The following is a 20521-nucleotide window of genomic DNA, read 5'->3' on the forward strand; positions in this document are numbered from 1 at the left end:
GATGAACTTATGACAACAAATACACCACACGAGACAGGCACGCCCCTTAATACGCCTTCCCCGCTAAAACCTGAAGCAGATTTAGATACACTGCTCAATACCGTAATTACCTCGGCTCAAGAAATGCCTGCACGCCCTTCATACGCTCCTTTTGGAGCGCGTGTATATCTTGGTATGAGCGGTGGCGTAGATTCGGCATTATCTGCTGCCTTGCTCCAAGAATGGGGATATGACGTTAAAGCGATCTACATGCGCAACTGGTCGCGTGATTTACCAGGTTTTAAGTGCACATGGGCAGATGATCTAGCGGACGCAGAGCGACTTGCCGTTAAATTAGGTCTTACCCTAGAAGTGTGGGATTGCGAAAAAGAGTACAAAGAAACAGTTGTTGACTACCTCATAAATGCATATCAGCACGGATTTACACCAAACCCTGATGTGATGTGCAATCAAACGGTAAAGTTTGGTACCTTTGCAACGCGCGCCTTTGAGCACGGAGCAGATTTTATTGCAACGGGACATTATGCGCGCGTCTATACCGATAGACACAGCCACGTGCATTTGTTACGAGCAGCAGACGAACATAAAGATCAGACGTATTTTCTTTGGCGCGTAAATCCTTCTTTGCTTGAAAAAACTATCTTCCCTATCGGATCAATTGCGTCTAAAGAAATTGTTCGCCAGATGTGTGCTACACGCGGCTTAGGTATAGAATCAAAACCAGACTCGGACGGCATTTGTTTTATTGGTGAGGTAGGTATTCGCACCTTTTTACTTGATACACTCTCCAAACGTGCAGGTGACATTATTGAATGGGAAACTGGTAATGTTTTAGGTCATCATGACGGAGCATTTCTGTACACCATTGGCCAGCGCAAAGGCTTAAATTTAGGTGGAGGTCCTGCACGCTATGTTGTTGGTACCGATACCGAAAGAAATCGTGTATATGTTACTGCCAATACCAAATGTCCTGATTTATGGTGCCAAACCATGGTATTAGACGATGTATATCTTCTTAATGAATCAATCGACGAACACGCCTTATATCAAGTCCGTCTTCGTCATACCGGAAAGCTTCAAGATGTGCACGTAAAACTAATACATGATCATAAAATAGAGCTACATTTTGAAAGTGCTGTGCCAAAAATTGCTGCAGGACAAAGTGCTGTTATCTATCAAGGAAAAATTTGTGTAGGTGGCGGCATAATTCAAAAGCAACCCCTGCATCTTTCGTGGTGTTAAAAGAACATGCGGTAAAATATAAGCCTATTGAGCATACAGCTCCAAGGTCTATGCAATATGAAAACACACGAAAGGAGGTAATCTTGCAGCAGCCCCACGTAGCTCGTCAAAGCAAAACAACTCGTGATGTAAAAAATCGTGCACCAAAAAACGTTTCGATACGTGTATCGGCATCATCAAGTGTAAGCGAGAACCAAGAACAAGCAGAACAGCAAAGTATGTCTCTTGTTCGTAAGAGCTTACTATTTTTATGCGCTGTTGGAGTAGCATATCTTCTTTATTTAGTGTTTTCAGGTCAGCTAGACGAATTTATTGAAGCACTTCAAGGCGTTAACACCGATTGGGTTATATATGCCATGCTCTGCTACGTAGTTTACTACATTTTAGGTGTAAGTGCGTATATTATAGCAGTTATAAAAGATCCGCATTGTCCCGTTGGAATACGTGATCTTATGAGCGTAGAAGCGTCGGGTATATTTTTCTACAACTTAACACCTAATGGCGCAGGAGGTCCTCCCTCTCAAATTTTTAGACTGACGCGCGCAGGACTCTCAATTGCGCAAGCAGGAGCTCTTGAATATACACGTTTTATTATTTACGAAGCAGGCGAAGGTATATTTGCAGCCCTTATGATGCTGTTTAGAGGTCATTATTTCTTTGAAACCTATGGTGACGTATTTTACGTAGGTGCAGCACTTTTCCTCTTTAAAATTTTGCAGGTATTTGGCCTACTTGCCATTTGTCTTTGGCCGCAAAGCATCGCAAGAGTTGGCAAATTTGCACTTAAGATGCTATCTCATATAGGGTATTTTAGAAAAACAAGCCAAGCATGGTCAGCAACTTTTGAAGCACAGATCACAGAATTTTCCCACGGTTTTAAATCTGCTGCAAAGAATATTCCAGAGATGCTCCTCACACTTCTTATAACGCTCTTTCAGCTGGGTTGTTTATACGCCCTGCCGTGGTTTGTTCTCAAAGCATTTGGCTTACCCGCAGATCTTCTTACGTGCCTTGCCTGCGGTAGCATGCTTGAATTGCTCACCTCCGCTGTTCCGCTACCAGGTGGTACACTTGGTGCCGAAGGTGGTTTTGCATTTTTATTCATGCCGATGTTTGGAGTAAATACCGCTGCAGGTTATGTAGTTTGGCGTATGGTTGAGTATTTCTTACCTGTTCTTGCAGCTGTTCCATTACTGGGGTTGCGCTCCACACACCAAGCAACCATACATGCACGATGGACTCACCTAGAAAAACGAGTTAAACGTCTGGCACAAAGAGGCATTAAAGAATATACATCGCCTCACAGCGATGGAGTAAGAATTGCTATACACAGCAAAACAAAATCTCAATCAAAAAAGAAATCAAGATTATAGCATCAATAGTCTATAAGGTATTACACCGATAAGCTCTATAAACAGCCATTACACCTCTAGGAGGCGTAAACAAAATATATACCTTAAATTATTACCTTACACATGGATTAAAAGGAAATGGTGGGCGTTAGAAGATTTGAACTTCTGACCTCTTCCGTGTCAGGGAAGCGCTCTCCCCCTGAGCTAAACGCCCACATCAAACAAAGCACATCTTAGGGTAAACATATGTACGTAACACAACCCCTAACAACAGTGCGTAAGCTACTATAAATGAAAACGCGCCCACATGCAAGTAAAGACGCGCCTTATGTGTCTATTTTCAAAAGAAACATACAAACCAGGGTGAGTACGCCTTAAAGGTTTGTGCGGACACAAACCCTTTGACCTTACTTCTACCTTAGTAAACCATACCCATTGCCTCACGAACTTCCGCAAGCGTCTGTTCTGCTTTGGCACAAGCGCGTGCATTACCCTGATGTAAAACATCTTTAATGTAAGACATATCCTGCTCAAGCTCACGACGCTTTGCGCGAATTGGTTCAAAGTAGGAATTAACAGCATCAATAACTAAAGATTTAAGCGCTCCTGAACCTGCATTACCAATCTCTTCAGCAATTTCTTGTGGATCACGATTAAGGCAAATACCTGCCGTGGTAAGTAGCGCCGAAACACCTGGGCGAGCCTCAGGATCAAAGGTAATCATACGCTCGGAGTCGGTCTTTGATTTCTTAATAAGTTTTGCAGTTTGCTGCTCATCCATACACAAAGAAATGGCATTACCGTAAGATTTACTCATCTTGCGTCCATCTAAGCCCGGAAGCAGCGGCATAGACGTAAGTAAGCCATTTACCTCGGGGAAAACGTTGCCATAGCGCGCGTTAAAGCGATGAGCAATTTTATTGGTAGCTTCAATATGTGGAAGCTGATCGCGACCAACCGGAACAATATTTCCCTTGCAAAATAGGATATCGCAGGCCTGATGAACGGGATAGGTAAGCAGCAAGCCCGTAAGTGCATGACCAGAGGCTTCTTGTTCGGCTTTAACGGTAGGATTGCGCTCCATTTCGGCTTCGGTAAGAAGCGACAAGAACGGAAGCATTAACTGATTTTCAGCAGGAATAGCCGAGTGCGTAAAAATCATAGTTTTATCTGGATCGATACCACAGGCAAGATAATCAATAACCATGTTATACACATTATCAGCAATGTGCTCGGTGGTGTCGCGATCGGTAATAACTTGATAATCAGCAATTACAATATTGGTGCTAATCCCCATATTTTGCAGACGAACACGCTCTTTAAGCGTTCCAAAGTAATGCCCCAGATGAAGCCTTCCTGTTGGTCTATCGCCAGTAAGCATGGTATATGATTGCGGATGAACAGCAAGATCTTGCTGAATTGCATTACTTGTTTCTAATGCTTTCTCATAACTTTTTTCGTTGGGCATCTTAACACCTCACAACTTTACCTGACCATAGCTTATGCTTACAGAACACGCGCGTGGCATCTTCAAACAGATACAAAATAACCCGCCTCAATCAGACGGGTTTATGTTAGATCATTATATAAAATCTCGTTTGTAGATTACAAAACTATGCAGTACGAACGTGTACAAAATGCTTTGCACCTTTTACAAACTCAACTTTACCGTCTGCCAATGCAAACAATGTATCGTCTTTACCGCGACCAACATTCTCACCAGGAGTAATGTGAGTACCACGTTGACGAACAATAATCTGACCAGCCTTAATGTCTTGGCCACCAAAAACCTTGGTACCAAGGCGCTGTGCGTTGGAATCACGACCATTACGGGATGAACCCAAACCTTTTTTATGTGCCATAACTAACCTACCTTATACGTTCAATCAACTTAATCTTGCAACCCATAAGCCTTAAGCTTCGGTACTGTCTGCCTTTTTAGCAGCGGCAGAACGAGTAGTTGGTAAGCTTGACACAACAAGCTTAGTAAGGTTTTGACGATGTCCCTTTGTGCGGTGATAACGTTTACGTTTCTTGAGTTTAAACACAATGACCTTTTTGTCTTTGTATTGCTCAAGTACCTCACAGGTAACTTTTTTCTTTGATAACGTAGCGGCATCACAAATGGTTTTTTTACCATCATTGAGCATAAGAACGTCAAGCTTAACCTTGTCGCCAGGTTGCGCGTCGAGCTTCTCAACACTAATAATGTCGCCCTTGGCAACCTTATACTGCTTGCCACCAGTGGTAACGATTGCGTACATGTGCTAACCCTTCATTACAGTATCTGTGCAACAGCTCCCAATCTTACTCTAAAACCTGCGGTAAAGTCAATAAAGGGAAAGAAGACTTTTTATACAGCCGCATGGCAAGATAAGAACGTGCAGTTGAATGCACATTTTTTACCAAACGTATGGTTGTCTTCATAATAATCACAAAATAAAAAAACAATACTCTCCCAAATAGAGTATAAAAAAACGAGCAAGCCAATCTAAGAGCTTTTGATCTCGATATGGTGTTCTTTATCTTGATGATGCCTATCAGAAGACCACACATTATTATCTTCTGTTTTGTGCATATGTGAACTAAAAATTATCGGATACACAGAAGATGCGCAACTTATAGGCGCGGACGCACTATCAACTTGCAAATTTTGTAGACGATTGTCTAAAGCATATCTACCATGGACCTCGTCGTTGTGGTGTGAGGATAGGGATTTACCTGTATGAATTGTTTCTTGTGCTCCCGTGCTGTGCAATGCCGTACGGTGATTATGTTGTAGTACGTCAACAACACGTTTAACAAAATCTGAACTATGTAAAAGGACATATCCATGCCCCATAAGGGTAACTGTGCCATATGCAATGCAAGGTTTGATGACAGGCGAAAGCAAGGAAAGGCGCCTCGTAAGAGTGCGTGCAAGACTTCGACTTATAAAGCCTAAGCAGATAAGTGCTGCAGCGTTGTAGACCTTATGATTGGAAGCAGCATCAGCGTGGACTCCTGTGGCCGCAACATTGTAATCTGAAGGTACAGACCGCAAAGATTCACCTGTACTAGAATTTGAGCAATCCCCCACTACAGCCTGTGAATGTATGTAAGAAGCATCATGAGTCTGTGTAGGTTTTGGATACAAACGTGAAAGCTCATGCAAGAGCTTAAACTCTTCAGCAATCATACGCGGCATATCACCTAAGCGCAAAATCTTTGGTAAAAAAGGATACAACAACGAATGAGTAGATGCAATATCGGTGATTTTACGCCGATGACGATACACAATTTCGTGTGCTAAAGCCTGCTTAAACCATGGATATGCACGAACTAGTTGAGCCTGGTATGAAGCGTGATAACGCGCAAAATAATCTGAAAGCGTAGCTCTGCACGCATTGGACGTTTGTACAAGATATGAAACAACTTGCGTTTCGCAAGGAGCCCCACCTTGTAAAATATTTGATATTGCAGAAGGCGGACAGATTTCAGCAATACTTACGATAGGAACTAAAGTAGCATCGGCTTCTTGGATAAGATCTAAAAGGTGATGGGCGCACAAAGAAGAGCTTTGACCGGTGCTGCGATCGTTGGGATGGGTGCAAGAGGATTTTTCCTCGTCGCCTATAAGCAATAAAGCATCGCAATCATTTGGTAGATGGTCACCATCCAAAAGCTGCACGATCTCTACATCGCAAGTTTGAGGTGCAAGATAAGATTGCACAAGGTTAAACAAAGGTGCTGGCTGCAAATTATATAAAGCAAAAACAAGCCGTTTTGTATCCGTAAGATAAGGTGTATCCCCAGAAGAAAAATTTATGTTATTCATATCACAGCCATCCTCTTAGAACACGCAACACTTTTCTCTATCTTGCATATACAACGCTTGAGGCCTTGTACGCTTTTATGCAGCTTTAGGTCGATGATGCCAAACCGATTGGACAAGACCCACGCTTAATAACTGCGCCACCATAGAAGAAGAACCAAAACTTACAAATGGGAGCGGAATACCTGTAATGGGCATAATACCAATACACATGCCAACATTTTGTAATAACTGAAACGCCCACATCGTAGCGCACCCAACAAGCACAAGTTTACCAAAGGGAAGTTCAATTTTTTGCGCAAGCAGCAATGTTGAAAAAATCATAAGGCCAAAAAGCGCCAACAAAATACAAGAACCCACAAAGCCAAACTCTTCGGCAAGCAGGGCAAAAACAAAGTCGGTATGTGCCTCGGGCAAAAATCCACTTCCTGCCTGAGAAGCACCGCCAATACCTTTACCCCAAATGCCTCCTGATCCAACAGCAATTTTAGCCTGCTGAAGGTTGTAACCAAAACCACCTGGGTCAACCGTTGGATCAACAAAAACAATCAACCTATTCATCTGATACTGTTTGAGAATATGGGGCAAGCCTTCGGTCATCGAGCAAAAAATAACAACCGCTGCTAATAAAACGATAAGAGCAATTGTGCTCAATACCCAGGTTTTTTTTGCGCCAGAGCAAATAATAATGGCAGCACCAACAACCATAACAATAAGACCAGTACCAAGGTCGGGTTGGAGCAAGATCAAAATAAACGGTACGCACAAAATTGCGCAGAGTTTAAGGTAGTCTTTGAGGGAATCTATTTTTCCGTTGTACGCACTACCTAGTGATGCCATAAGCAAAATAACAACGATTTTAGCAGGCTCGGACGGTTGAAAACGCAAACCCAAAAGCGGCAACTTTACCCAACCCGTTAAACCTTTTGCTTGAACGCCTAATCCTGGTATAAGTGGTAGCAAAATGAGGATAACTACTAATACTAAAAGTGACGAGTTCATACGAGAAAATGCACGATAGTCGTATTTCCACAAAGCAGCTGCTAGAACAAGTCCAAATACAATTCCACCAACATGTCGTACAAAGGAAGCCTTTGGGATGCTAAGCGATGCAGTATAAATAATAAGCGCGCCAAAAGCAACGATCAAAAGTGCAGGAAGTAGTTGCATAAGATATAAAGGTCCATTAAATCGTCCATACGTAGACTTAAATCCTGCAAGTCGCGCTAACGCAACCGCTATAGATGATCTAAAACCATTTGAAGTTAGAGATGACCGCTTGGTTGCATGTGCTCCTGAAAATGCATTTCTTTTATGTGCATGAGCAAACTTATACAATTGTTTTGTATTCAAACTTTTTTTCATGCTCATCCTTAATACGCGCCTGTTGTATCGACCATAGTTGAAGTATCTGGTTCATGATAGAGTGCACCTAATATATCACGAACAACATACATCGCTCCATCGCTACCAAATCCGCTATTTTCTAGCACACTTGCTACAACATAACGAGGTTTATCGTAAGGTGCATACGCTATAAACCAACCAGTTGGTGTTTCGTGTGAAGTTTCAGCGGTACCAGTTTTTCCTGCAACTTTTTCTTTCATATTAGTAAAATGCGACGCCTGTGCTTGAGACTCTTCGTAAATTACACCATAGAGGCCTCTTTGTATCAAATCCATATATTCGTCTTTTTCGTCCACGGAAATACGTGTAGAACATTTATAGTCAATAATAGAGCCAGAATTTGAGGTCGATTTAATTGACTTCATGAGATGCGGCTGAGGTATGGATCCTCGATTTGCAATACCTGCATATACGCATAACATTTGAAGAGGCGTAACCAATAAGTCGCCTTGACCAATGGCCAAATTGGTGTTATCTCCACCTTGCCATGCCTTAGCGTCATCGGGATACGAAGCAAAATATTCACGTTTCCACGCTTCATCAGGAATACGGCCCTGAAGCTCGCCAGGTAAATCAATTTGAGATTTTGAACCTAACCCCCACTTTTTAAACATCTGTTGTAGACCATCTTTATTAGATGAATAAAAAAATCCCTTACCTACCTCATAAAAAACAACGTCACACGAATGAGTAATACCTGTTTGAAGCGTCATGGGACCATGCCCTGTATGCAGCCAACAATATTGCCCAAACGCAGCACCAAAGCCTGTCCAATAACCCGTACACATATAACTTGATTGCGGAGTAGCTATTCCTTCGTTAAGAGCAGCAAGCGCGGAAAGCGGCTTAATAGTGGATGCAGACGGATATTGGCCGCCTATACCTCGGTTTAACAACGGGTTATGGCTTGATTTAGATGAAAGCATGTCCCAGTCGTCACTTGAAATGCCGCCAACAAACACATTAGGCGAAAATGAAGGAGCAGATGCCATAGCAATAATTTCACCGTTGGTTACATCCATAGCAATTGCGCATCCACCAAAGCAATCGGGTTTTCCATGCTCTTGTAAACGTTTTATAGTGGACGAAAGTGAATCTTCAGCCGCTTTTTGTATATCAGCATCAAGGGTAAGTACCACGTCTGAACCACTTTGGGCTTCAACGCTGCTGCTATGATTAACAATATTGCCATCTGCGTCCACAAAGACAACTTGCTCGCCTTTGATACCTTGTAAAACGTTCTCATACGACGCTTCGATTCCCGATTGGCCAACCACATCACCAGGTTCATACGTAATCTTTCCTTCATCTTGATTATCTTGCGAAGCTTTAAGCTGTTCGGAAGTAATAACGCCGGTATAACCCAAAACTTGACCCGCAAGGCTGCCCAAGGGGTAAGAGCGCTGACTACGAGCTTCGATCGAAACGCCATCAAAAAGCGATGGATGCGCATTGATAAAAGAAACCACACGACGAGAAACATCAACCGCAATAACACGGCCACGTTGAAGACCTTGTGAGGAATCCTCTATTTTTAGGCGCAGTACCGCCTTTGGGATACCTATAAGTGCTGCAAGAATGTGCAATTCTGCCTCATCCTCAAGCACACTTTGTTCGGCAAGTACTACCAAACTTGGACGATTTCCCACTAAAACCGCACCATTTCTGTCTAAAATTCGACCACGTGCAGCATGAGTTGAGATAGAACGTGTACGATTTTTTTCTGCTTGTTCGGTATATGAAGACGATAAGATAACCTGCATATTCCATAGACGCATAAAAAGCGCACCGATAACAGTACCGGCAAAAATACCTGTAGCGTTAATTCGGGATTTGAAATGGGATGAAGGTGAATTTTCGCTTCCACCAGAGGCACGAGGCGTACCACCTCCAATATCAAGCGTAAAACGACGGGAAGACTTAACCTTAAGTAGGAAAACAGCCATAAGTGCACAAATTAAAACAGTGAGCAAAACAATTAAAATAACAACAAAATTCATTTTGGCACCCTAGAGATGAAGTTTGTGACTGCGCGTAGGACGCATCGATGCATTTCGTGAGTGCATTGATATTGCACCTGTTAGCCTTCGATATAAAAACGCCAATGGAATAAAAGCACACGAGGTTAATATAAACACTGGTAGAACACGATAAATGAGAGATGGTATAAAAGATGTGACCGAACCACATACAAACATAATAAGAAAATGAAGCAAACAGACCATAAGTGCAAGAACACTAAAAATTATCGATGACGTTGCTATATCTTCAAATAAATTAACATGTATTTTATCAACCACAAGATAGGCTACTATACTAAGCAAACAAGCCATAATACCAACAGGACCTGTGCTTAAAAGGTCAAAGAGCAGGCCGGCAATAAAAGCGTACACAATAGTTGTGTTATCTCGTTTTGAGAGCGCGCATATAACCGTAAAGATAAGCGCAAAATTTATCTGGCCTGAAGCCAAAACTATATCAGGCGCAAGTGCAACCTGAAGAATAAAGCAAATGCATGCAAAAGGAAGGATACGGTTTTTCTTTTGTGACGAGGAGTTTGTAAGCAAATTATTCCCCCTTACTCGAAGATGTTGAAGTGCCAGACGCGCTCGAATCTTTGGTAGGAGAAGACGACGCAGAAGACGAACTGTCGTTAGATTTAACAGAGGTGAAATCCTGATTAGCAACACTATCTTGAGCGTCAGCGTCAGAAATATCTTTATCAGTTGCTTTTTGTTCCTCGGTAAGAGATGTTACAACCAGCACTTCTTCAAGATTTTCGGTTGGAGAAAGCTTGGCTATATGAATATTGTAATAGAGTGATCCAGGTACCTTATCGACGGTGGTAATTTTTCCAAGTGGAACGCCCTTAGGGAAAATGCCACCCAAACCACTGGTAAGGACAATATCGCCCACATCTGCCTTTAAGTTGGAGTTGATAAGAGTTAAACGAATAGTTCCATCAACAGAACCTTGAACTACACCTTGAGCTCTGCTCGACTGAATCATAGCTGGGATACTTGATTTTTCGTCGCTCAGTAAGCGAACAACCGATGAAGTAGCGCTGCATTGTACAATTTGCCCAATTGCACCATTAGAATCCATAACCGGCATGCCAACCGATAAGCCTGAAGTAGTTCCTTTATCAATGGTTACGCAATCTTCCCATGAACTGTGTGAACCCGAAATAATGCGAGCGGCACATGATTGCAAATTATAGGTGCTTTTAAGCGCAAGAAGATCTTGGAGCCTATCCGTTGTTTTCTTTGCTTCTTCAAGTTCGCTGACACGAGCTAAAAGCTGAGCGTTTTCTTGCTTAAGCGAAGAAAGAGTCTCGTGAGTTGCACCAGCATTACCAAATGCAGTTGCTGCAGCTCTAATAGGAAATGTTGCAAGAGCGCCTGCATAGTGAATAGGAATGCAAATGGTACCTACAACACTACGTGCAATAGAAAAAGGACCTACGCCTTGTTCTCTAAAGCTGAATCCAAATAAGGTAAGTGAGCTTGCAAGACAAAATACAAGCACACGCAAGTTCAATGACTGCGATTGTTTATTAAGACCAATTTTTGAACGCCTTTTGTGCATAGGCATTACTTAACACTCCAATTAACTTGAGCTTTGAACAAAACCACCCGAGAGTGCATTTGCTTCCAAAACTTTAGCGCAACCATTAACAACATTTTCCAAAGAAGTAGGACTTACATTTACCGGAACACCTGTTTCATCGCGCAGACGCTGATCTAAACCGCGCAATAAACCACCACCACCGGTAAGTAAGACACCATAATACATAAGGTCACTTGCCAAATCTGGAGGCGTTAAGTCAAGCGCATCTTTAACAGTTTTGGTAACCTCATCCAACGGTTTATCAAGTGCGCGACGAATCTCTTCGCTTTCGATACGAACTGTTTTAGGAAGGCCGCTCATGACGTCGCGTCCGTTGACTTCTACATCAAGCTCTTCGGCAAGAGGAGCTGCCGAGCCAACTTTAATTTTAATATCTTCGGCTGTACGCTCACCAATAGAGAGATTATAGGCATCACGAACATGCTCGAGAATAGTTTGGTCAAACTCATCGCCTGCAGTACGAATGGATTGCGAGACAACAATACCACCCATAGCAATGACTGCCACTTCGGTAGTACCACCGCCAATATCTACCACCATAGATCCCGTAGGGTCTTCAATAGGTAAATCGGCTCCAATAGCCGCGGCCATAGGCTCTTCGATAAGGTAAGCCTGACGAGCACCAGCAGAAATAGTTGCCTCAAACACCGCACGTTTTTCAACAGACGTAACACCAGATGGCACGCACACAACAACGCTAGGACGAGGACTCCAAGGATATCTTTTAGTACCACGAGCCTTTTCTATAAAGTAACGCAACATCACTTCTGTAACGTCAAAATCTGCAATAACACCGTCTTTTAAAGGACGCTCTGCAGCAATTGAGCCTGGAGTTCTACCAATCATACGCTTTGCATCTGCGCCAACAGCTAAAACGCGATCTTCACTTTTATCAATAGCCACTACCGATGGCTCGTTAAGCACAATGCCTTGTCCACGCACTGCAACCAACGTATTTGCAGTACCCAAATCGATAGCTAAATCGCCTTCGTATTGTCCAAATAATGAATCGAGCAAAGACATAGTATTTCCTAACGAACAAACATTAACGTATACATCACTTAATGAGATGTCTTTTGAGCTTGTGCAGGCGAAGTTTTAGAGGCAAAAACAGCTTCTACACCATACACCTTCCACTGAAGCCCTTCGCGAACAAACGAAATTTTATAATCTTGTTTGCCGCCTTTTGAAAGGGAAGCAGTTGCATATACTAAAGACTCATTCATATTGCGATCTATTCCCGACACCGTTACAGCCGATGTACTATCGGGAAGCAAGTTGGATAAGTCATCTCGTTGCTTAGTGGTAAGTGATGATGCAATAAGATCGGTGTTAAGCGAACCTTGACTTTTAGATGCAAAAAGCTGCTCGGTAACCATTTCTTGAGTAGGCCAACCATAGCCTTTATAAAAGGCAAATGCTCCAACGCCGCCAAGAATAAGAACTAGCACCAACAAAGTTACTATAAACTTAAGGAACGTATGTTTGTGTTTCTTCTTTGCCTTTTGCTCTTTTTTATCTTTCTCTACAAGCTCGGCCTCGGAAAGCGAGAAAAAGCCTGTGTCTTCAGGAGATGGCATAAAGGTTCCAGATTTACCCGTAGGATCTAAAGGATCGATATTCACATTTCCATAACCTGCTTGAGCCAACATGGCATCGGTTTGCGAAGGTTTGGAACCCGTTATTGCAGCAACAGCCTTTTGCGCGCCTTCAAATGCAGCTTGGGCATCCGAAGACAACTTAAACGAGCCATCGGCAGTTGCTTTTGCAAAAGCGTCTACCGCTTCATTCATACGATTGGCTGCAACGTAAGCAAGTCCCAAATCTGAATACACCGCATTTTGGTCGTTTGCAGGAGACGAAAAGTCTAATGCCGTGCGATACGCTTCGATTGCGTCAACATAGCGCGTTAAAAGCATAAAACAATGACCAAGATGCTTAAGAGCAACTGCAGGTTGCGGGTTATTCTCGTCAATAGCAGCATTTCGATATGCAACGCCTGCATCACGTGGATTGTTAAGCTGCGTATATGCATTACCAAGTGCAAGATAAATTTTATAGGGAGTTTTATAGCTGTCGTCTTTTAAAGCCATATTGAGTACAGCAACGGCTTCTGAAGGTTTATTTTGCGCAAGTAATGCACGACCGCGATTGCACGCAAGCGATCCAACATGACCATAGGACGCATCGGTTAAAGCAAGTGCATAGCTTTGAGCGGCTGCGTCAAAGAGTCCTTGCTTCATATACGAATTACCAAGTAAATGATCTACAACGCCACAAGGCTCGCCAGCGGTTTTAGCGAGACGTAAAAAATTAACAGCTGCAGAAAAATTACCTTGTTTATAAGCTTGTTTTGCTTGTTCGAATGCCTGATAATTCACGATATCTCCTCACCTCACCTCTCACATTAAGCTTGTTTATGCTTAATGGTGATGTGTTCTATTACATCACCTTGACGAAGAGTAGGAATTACATCCTTGCCTTCTATAGTTGTTCCAAAAACAGTATATCCTGAATCAAGCATATGTTGCGCGCCCAAACAAAAATAAAACTGTGAGCCTGCAGAATTTGGATCTTGAGCGCGTGCCATAGCAAGAGCGCAATCGACATGAGAATTATGAGGGTTGGTTGAAAATTCTTCTTTAATACAATAACCAGGACCGCCTGTACCAGGCATACCGTCTTTCCCCATCGCACCTTGAGCTACTTCTTCGGAAGTCATATTTCTTGTGAAAGGACAGCCTCCTTGAATAACAAAACCTGGAACAAAGCGATGAAATTTAAGATTGTCGTAAAATCCTTTTGTTGCCAATTCACAGAAATTTGCTGCGTGAATAGGAGCACCTTCGCAATCGAGCTTTACACAAATCTCACCTTTACTGGTAGTAAAAACTGCGAGTTCGTCTCCTTGAAGTTGATACGTTGGAGTGTAAGTAGTCATATAATCCTCATTCTTTCCTCAAACTCTTAAGACAAGGCACCAATAGATGACAAGCGTTACGAGATGCCATACATAAAAGTTTATTGTCTATTTATTATAGCCTTAAATATTATCAAGTTGTTGAGCTATTCACATATTCGGCAGATGAATTATTTTGCAGGCTCGCGATAGGTGGGCTTATAATCTTGATAATGTTGGTCAAACATTGCTTTAAAAGAACTTGATGACGCATCATCTGATGTGGGAAATACCGAATTCACGCGCTGTTTACAAGACGGTTTTCCACAATACCTAAGTGCCGTACTCCATCCTTTTGTAAGCTTATCCATGTGGTTGCGCAGCCAATTTGAAAGCGTGATGAGTTGACTTCTATCTTTTTGATACGTACCGCTTTCCACATTAACAGCATTAAGTTGCTTAATCACATTGCTTATTTTAAGCGAAATATCGCGAGCGGTATCTTGTCCTTTTTTGAGATCTTCTCTTGAAGCCGAGGCGTAGCTATCGCGAAATTGCTTTTCATTATCTTCAACAGCTGTAGAAAGTTTACCTAACGATTCGTACGCATCCTTTAACTTATCGTAGGTGGCATCGTCGGCAGATTGGGTAACGTCTTCTTGAGCAACACTACTTCTATCTTGGCCTTGAAGTTCTTCTTTTGTTCCTGGAAATCCTGCATGAGCCGTATCTGCTGCTACTTTTGCTTTTGTATCAAATGCATTTGGATTCCAAGGGTGAGTAATATATAGCACCAACCCACTTACAAAAAGCACTGCAAAGCCCAAAGATACCATAAGAATACGTAAACGCGGCAGGTGATCACGTACGTCATCAAAACCATTACCACCTGGAAAAGAAGGTATCGCGCTTCCAATACGAGGAATAGTTGTGGTAAGATCGGCCTCGGATAATTCTTGCTCGATATCAAGGGCGCGGTCTGTAACGTGCGTACGAGGTGCGTGCACATCTACCTTTGAAGTAAACACATCACTCACAACAGGACAATTGCAATACGGACAGGCGCGCAAACCCGTTGGAACTCTACTGCCACAACGGGCGCAATACGACATTGATTGTTTTGGAAGTGTACGCGTGCAATCCACATCGGCACGACATGAAGGACACCGCAACGCAGATGAGGCAATATGTGCTCCGCAATTAGGACAAATCACAGCATACCTTTCTTTCCTTGATCAATCTTTGTATATTCATACTACCCTACTTAGCTAACGCGTAAAACAAGAAGAAAACAAAACAAATCCTACGGTGATTTCATTCTTAGATGATACGCTTGCAAAGGCAAAACTTTGTAGACATGGGCGCTTATTTTGAACCACGCTTAAGCGCGTCAAATGTTCTTGTCGAAGTTGCGCGCTTTACAAGGGTAAAAAACCCATCAAGTGCTTTATGTTCAACCGTTGCTTTATACAATGCATGAAAAAGTACAAGCCCGCCTGCCGATAAAAGAGCACATAAACCAAGTTCGGACATGCCCAAAACACCAATTCGCAAAAAGTCATGCAAGCACGTGCAACCTACAAAGACAAGTGCTATACACAATACAAGAACAGCAATACGAAGCTTATTAAGTGGCAACGATATTTTATAAATAAGCGCAATGCCAACCAATGCCATCTCTATCATACACAGCGTAGACATGGTTTCTTGAGGTATCTCAAACACGCGACATAAAATCATGGTCACCATAAGTTCACCAACAATTGCAGCTGAGGCGGGCAAACTTCTCTCAAAAACATTGACCACAAACGAACCACGAACGCGTTCGTGGTTTACCTCAAGTGCCAGTAAAAATGAAGGAACACCAATAGCTGCCACGTTAATCAATGACATTTGAATGGGGATAAACGGATACGGTGGAATAAGCAAACAAACCAGTGCTAACAAAGCAGAATACACAGTTTTAGTTAAAAAGAGTGCAGCAGAACGTTGCAAATTGTTGATAGAACGCCTACCTTCAGACACAACATCAGGCAAATGCGAAAAATCATTATCAGCTAAGACAAGCTCAGAAACATTACGTGCCGCAGCCGAGCCCGAAGACATTGCCACCGAACAGTCTGCTTCTTTAAGAGCTAGTACATCGTTTACGCCGTCACCAGTCATAGTTACGCAATGTCCAAGCGTTTGCAGGGCGCGTACAAGTTTGCGCTTTGCCGCAGGCGTTACGCGGCCAAAGATATGATACTTAGCAGCAGCAGCCAAAAAATCCTCATCGCGCGAAAGACTCGTGCAATCAACATACTCTTGAGCACCAGCTACACCAACCTCACCTGCAATATGAGAAACAGTTTTAGGATCATCACCAGAGATAACGCGCACATCCACACCTTCGCGTGCAAAATACGCAATGGTTTCAGCTGCACTTGGGCGAATTTCTTCGCGAATTGTTACAAAACCAAATACAACAATATCCGCACCAGTTCCCATGAGTGCTCCTTGTTTATCAAAACCTGGAGCACGACCAACGACCAATACGCGATGTGTAGGCGCAAACGTATTAAGCACATGCTGATATTTGGGATATTCATCGCGTAGAACAAATTGAGCAGCCCCCATAACAAGAGCTTCACCTGCTGCAGTTACACAACCAGAAAATTTAGTACGTGAAGAAAATGCAATAACGCGCGAAATTTTAGAAGGTTTAACGTTTTGCTGAGAAATTGCATGCATGAGCGCGCGAGCTGTTTCGTTAGAGGAATCTTTACCAGCATATACAATAGTTGCCAAAGCTTGCGTAAGATCGGCGCAAGCAGAGCTAGAATCATTTCCGCTAGCGTCACACATATGCGCTAACTCCATAGAACCCGTGGTAATCGTACCAGTCTTATCCAAACAAACAACATCTGTTCGCGCAAGGGTTTCTACACAATAGCTTTGCTGGACTAAAACCTGTTTGCGCGCCAACTTGGTAGTTGCAATGGCAAAAATGGTTGAGGTGAGCAAAACCAAACCTTGCGGAATCATACCTACCGTAGCTGCAACAGACTGTAAAATTGCGTCGTCGTAGGACCTACCACTAAAAAAGTAAATGCGCACAAACAAACAAATTCCTAAAGGAATCAGAATACAGGTTGAAAAGCGAATGATCATACGCACGGTATCAAGTATTTCGGAGCGAACGGGTTTAAGATATTTTGCCTCGGAATTTATACGTGCAGCATATGAGGAAAGTCCAACCTTAGTAAGACGTAAAACAATGCTTCCCGAGTCGACAAACGAACCAGAAAGGATGGTGCTCCCTGGCTTTTTCTCAATGGGGTTGCTCTCTCCTGTCAGCAGGCTTTCGTCCATAGATGCATAGCCCTCGACAACCACTCCATCGGCAGGAACTTGATCGCCGCGCGACAAAAGCACTAAATCATCGCGAACGATATCTTGAATACCAACTTCTAACACACGGCCTTCGCGGCGGACGCGCACGAGTTTGGTAGTAAGAATAGAAAGTTTATCAACTAAAAGTTTGGCGCGGATCTCTTGAAACACGCCTATCCCTAAGTTGAGCGCCACGATAACCATAAAAAGAATGTTTCTAAATTCATAGGTTGTAAGCACTAAAAATGCAAGAAACAAATTGACCACATTGAAAAGCGTCAATGCGTGTTTTGCAAAAATCTGAGGAATTGAAAGCGTTTTGACATCAGCGTTAACGTTACTTAAACCTTGAGATACTCTTTGTGCAACCTCGGCTGCACTAAGCCCTGGATTGGGTGTTTCATCAGCTATCGTAGATGAAGATTTAACACTCATGCACGCTCCTTATACACCTATACAAAAACAATTTGAATACAAAAACAACTTGATAACGTTTCATAACTTTGCACATTAGTTTGCACTAATATCGTGACATTTAAGAAAAATAAATAAATTACTAACAAAGTACGTATAATCAGGTACCATAGTGTCATGCAAATACGTCTATGTACGACAACGCGGCTCCATAGCTCAGTGGATTAGAGCGTTCGCCTCCGGAGCGAAAGGTCGCGGGTTCGAACCCCGCTGGAGTCACCATTTTTTGAGGTGATATAGGTGGCGCGTTTAAATCCACAACAAACAAGTTCTTCTACCTTTGCCACTCACACCTCAACACGTGCAGAAAAATCCCCACAAGACAAGCCGTCTACCTGTGAGCATACAACATCATTTATTCCTGGTGCCGTAGGAATTGTAGGACTTGGTCTGATTGGTGGATCGTTTGCAAAAGCACTCTGCCAAGACGCGCAAAAACTCTATCTCTTTAATAGAAATCAAGAGGTTATGAAGCAGGCATGTGCGGATTGTCACGCGCTTGCGCTTGATAATGAAAGCATATCTAAGTGCGAGCTTATCATTTTGGCAGCTTATCCTCATGCAAATGAAACATGGCTTGAGCAGCACGCAGACAAAATTTCACCAGATGCACTTGTCATTGACACAGGCGGCGTAAAAAGAACTACCTGCAAGCGCTGTTTTGCACTCGCACGCAATTATCCATGGGAATTTATTGGTTGTCATCCCATGGCAGGAACGCAATATTCAGGCTTTGCGCACGCGCGCGCAAACATGTTCCACCATGCTCCTATGGTGGTAGTTTTCCCCGATTTGTACAGCTCTAGACAACAAGAACAGTTGTGTTTGCGCCTACAAAAGCTCCTAGAATCGTGTAAGTTTGGAAGTTATCGCTGCACAAATGCTCAATTTCATGACCAGCAAATTGCATACACTTCTCAACTTGCTCACGTTGTTTCTAATGCATATGTTAAAAGTCCTGCCGCACAAGCGCACAAGGGATTTTCTGCTGGTTCATATAAAGACCTTACCCGTGTGGCAAGGCTTAATGCCGATATGTGGACCGAGCTCTTTTTGGCTAATAAAGATAATCTTTCACACGAAATAAGCCTTATGATTTCTCATCTACAACAATACAAAGACGCATTAGACACTGCAGATGAACACATGCTTCATCGTTTGCTCGCGGAAGGCGATGCTTTAAAGAAGAAGGCAGAACAATCATGAATAACCTTACCACTGTACCGGTATCAACACCTTCGCACTCGTATAAGGTGTATGTTGGCTCAGCTTTTTACGATTCCATAGGAAACTATCTCGTACCTCTTATGAAAGCTACCAAAATTTGCATCGTGAGTGACGATCATGTATATCCTCTGTATGGATCTTGTATTACACAGTCGCTTACAAACGCAGGTTATCGCGTATCTCATATAGTAATTCCTCATGGTGAAGCACATAAAAATATCCAGACACTCTCGTTTATCTTAGAAGAGCTTGCAGCAGCCGAACTTACGCGCGACGATGCAATTCTTGCGTTGGGTGGAGGTGTTGTAGGTGATATTGCAGGATTGGCATCTGCTGTTTACCTACGAGGAATTAAGCTCATCCATGTGCCAACCTCGCTGCTATCAATGGTTGATTCTTCGATAGGAGGAAAAACCGCTATTGATCTTAAAGCTGGCAAAAATCTTGCAGGCACCTTTACACAACCTGTTGGCGTTTTTGTAGATACGTCTGTTCTTGCTACCCTAGATCAAAAGCTTTTTTGTGATTCATGGGGTGAAATTCTTAAATATGCAGTTATTGCCGACAAAAACCTATGGCATCTCTTAACCACTCATAATCAGGTGGAACGCTACGGCAAAGAGCATACTCAAGGAACGTCTCAAGACCTACACCAACTTGGTGAAATTATTAAACGCTGTATCGAAATAAAAAGTTCTGTTGTAAGCAAAGACGAAACTGAAGGCGGTTTAAGACAGATTCTTAATTTTGGACACACCATAGGTCATGCCATTGAGGCAGCTATGAACTTTGAACAAGGGCACGGATCATGCGTTGCAGCAGGTATGTGCTGTATCGCACGCGCCGCCTCTCACGAAAATCTGTGTAGCGCGCAAACAATGAACGAAATTATTAACCTGGTAAGTAGCTATCAACTCCCAACTACTACCAATATAGAAGCAAATGTTCTCTACCACTATGCAACACACGATAAAAAACGTCATGGTAATTCGATAAATGTTGTTATCCCCCAAGAAATTGGACAGGTATATATTCAGCGTATGTCACTCGACGAATTTAAGGCATTTCTTTCGTATGCGCGCGCATAGCATAAGCGCTCGC

17 protein-coding genes and 2 tRNA genes are annotated in these 20521 nt (G+C 42.8%); 5 read left to right on the forward strand and 14 right to left on the reverse strand.

Features of this window, described 5'->3' with window-relative positions; genetic code table 11:
- Positions 1-9 precede the first annotated feature (9 nt).
- Together mnmA and HMPREF0091_RS04055 are read left to right on the forward strand one after the other, a co-directional pair.
- Positions 10-1242, forward strand: a complete 1233-nt coding sequence (gene mnmA / locus HMPREF0091_RS04050; RefSeq protein ID WP_010242232.1) for a tRNA 2-thiouridine(34) synthase MnmA — start codon at positions 10-12, stop codon at positions 1240-1242.
- Positions 1243-1325: 83 nt separating this feature from the next.
- Positions 1326-2615, forward strand: a complete 1290-nt coding sequence (locus HMPREF0091_RS04055) for a lysylphosphatidylglycerol synthase transmembrane domain-containing protein (RefSeq protein WP_010242235.1) — start codon at positions 1326-1328, stop codon at positions 2613-2615.
- Between the two features lie 118 nt (positions 2616-2733).
- Here HMPREF0091_RS04055 and HMPREF0091_RS04060 read toward each other — a convergent pair.
- The 14 genes from HMPREF0091_RS04060 to HMPREF0091_RS04125 form a co-directional block, all read right to left on the reverse strand.
- Positions 2734-2808 (reverse strand) — tRNA-Val (locus HMPREF0091_RS04060).
- A gap of 204 nt (positions 2809-3012) precedes the next feature.
- Complete coding sequence (gene trpS / locus HMPREF0091_RS04065) at positions 3013-4062, reverse strand: tryptophan--tRNA ligase (RefSeq protein ID WP_006303001.1); 1050 nt, start codon at positions 4060-4062, stop codon at positions 3013-3015.
- Positions 4063-4207: 145 nt separating this feature from the next.
- Positions 4208-4456 carry a 50S ribosomal protein L27 gene (rpmA, locus tag HMPREF0091_RS04070; RefSeq protein ID WP_006303002.1) on the reverse strand — a complete coding sequence of 83 codons (249 nt, stop codon included), beginning with the start codon at positions 4454-4456 and terminating at the stop codon, positions 4208-4210.
- 51 nt (positions 4457-4507) lie between these two features.
- Positions 4508-4858 (reverse strand): 50S ribosomal protein L21, encoded by a 351-nt coding sequence (gene rplU, locus HMPREF0091_RS04075; protein ID WP_006303003.1) that lies wholly within the window; start codon positions 4856-4858, stop codon positions 4508-4510.
- A gap of 227 nt (positions 4859-5085) precedes the next feature.
- The gene (locus HMPREF0091_RS04080; protein ID WP_006303005.1) at positions 5086-6411 is read right to left on the reverse strand and encodes a hypothetical protein; all 1326 of its coding nucleotides are present in this window, start codon (positions 6409-6411) and stop codon (positions 5086-5088) included.
- 75 nt (positions 6412-6486) lie between these two features.
- Positions 6487-7773 (reverse strand): FtsW/RodA/SpoVE family cell cycle protein, encoded by a 1287-nt coding sequence (locus tag HMPREF0091_RS04085; RefSeq protein ID WP_010242241.1) that lies wholly within the window; start codon positions 7771-7773, stop codon positions 6487-6489.
- 8 nt (positions 7774-7781) lie between these two features.
- Positions 7782-9815, reverse strand: coding sequence for a penicillin-binding protein 2 (gene mrdA, locus HMPREF0091_RS04090; protein ID WP_006303007.1), 2034 nt, complete (start codon positions 9813-9815; stop codon positions 7782-7784).
- 9 nt (positions 9816-9824) lie between these two features.
- Positions 9825-10382 (reverse strand): rod shape-determining protein MreD, encoded by a 558-nt coding sequence (mreD, locus tag HMPREF0091_RS04095; RefSeq protein ID WP_006303008.1) that lies wholly within the window; start codon positions 10380-10382, stop codon positions 9825-9827.
- A 1-nt stretch (position 10383) separates the two neighbouring features.
- The gene (gene mreC / locus HMPREF0091_RS04100) at positions 10384-11403 is read right to left on the reverse strand and encodes a rod shape-determining protein MreC (RefSeq protein ID WP_232236059.1); all 1020 of its coding nucleotides are present in this window, start codon (positions 11401-11403) and stop codon (positions 10384-10386) included.
- A 21-nt stretch (positions 11404-11424) separates the two neighbouring features.
- A complete protein-coding gene (gene mreB, locus HMPREF0091_RS04105; RefSeq protein ID WP_006303014.1) occupies positions 11425-12468 on the reverse strand; it encodes a rod shape-determining protein in 1044 nt (347 codons plus the stop codon).
- Positions 12469-12506: 38 nt separating this feature from the next.
- Positions 12507-13826, reverse strand: coding sequence for a tetratricopeptide repeat protein (locus tag HMPREF0091_RS04110; RefSeq protein ID WP_006303016.1), 1320 nt, complete (start codon positions 13824-13826; stop codon positions 12507-12509).
- 26 nt (positions 13827-13852) lie between these two features.
- A complete protein-coding gene (locus HMPREF0091_RS04115) occupies positions 13853-14386 on the reverse strand; it encodes a peptidylprolyl isomerase (RefSeq protein ID WP_006303017.1) in 534 nt (177 codons plus the stop codon).
- A 149-nt stretch (positions 14387-14535) separates the two neighbouring features.
- Entirely contained in the window at positions 14536-15558 is a 1023-nt protein-coding gene (locus HMPREF0091_RS04120) for a zinc ribbon domain-containing protein (protein ID WP_010242247.1), read from the reverse strand.
- A 151-nt stretch (positions 15559-15709) separates the two neighbouring features.
- A complete protein-coding gene (locus HMPREF0091_RS04125; RefSeq protein ID WP_006303019.1) occupies positions 15710-18154 on the reverse strand; it encodes an HAD-IC family P-type ATPase in 2445 nt (814 codons plus the stop codon).
- Positions 18155-18338: 184 nt separating this feature from the next.
- On the opposite strand from HMPREF0091_RS04125, the gene HMPREF0091_RS04130 reads away from it, so the two are divergent.
- The 3 genes from HMPREF0091_RS04130 to aroB all read left to right on the forward strand — a co-directional run bounded on the left by HMPREF0091_RS04130 (position 18339) and on the right by aroB (position 20508).
- Positions 18339-18415: transfer RNA gene (locus HMPREF0091_RS04130), tRNA-Arg, on the forward strand.
- An 18-nt stretch (positions 18416-18433) separates the two neighbouring features.
- Entirely contained in the window at positions 18434-19399 is a 966-nt protein-coding gene (locus HMPREF0091_RS04135; RefSeq protein ID WP_006303020.1) for a prephenate dehydrogenase, read from the forward strand.
- Complete coding sequence (gene aroB / locus HMPREF0091_RS04140; protein WP_006303021.1) at positions 19396-20508, forward strand: 3-dehydroquinate synthase; 1113 nt, start codon at positions 19396-19398, stop codon at positions 20506-20508. Before HMPREF0091_RS04135 ends, aroB begins: the two co-directional genes overlap by 4 nt.
- Positions 20509-20521 lie beyond the last annotated feature (13 nt).

The organism is Fannyhessea vaginae DSM 15829 (assembly GCF_000159235.2).
GTDB lineage: Bacteria > Actinomycetota > Coriobacteriia > Coriobacteriales > Atopobiaceae > Fannyhessea > Fannyhessea vaginae.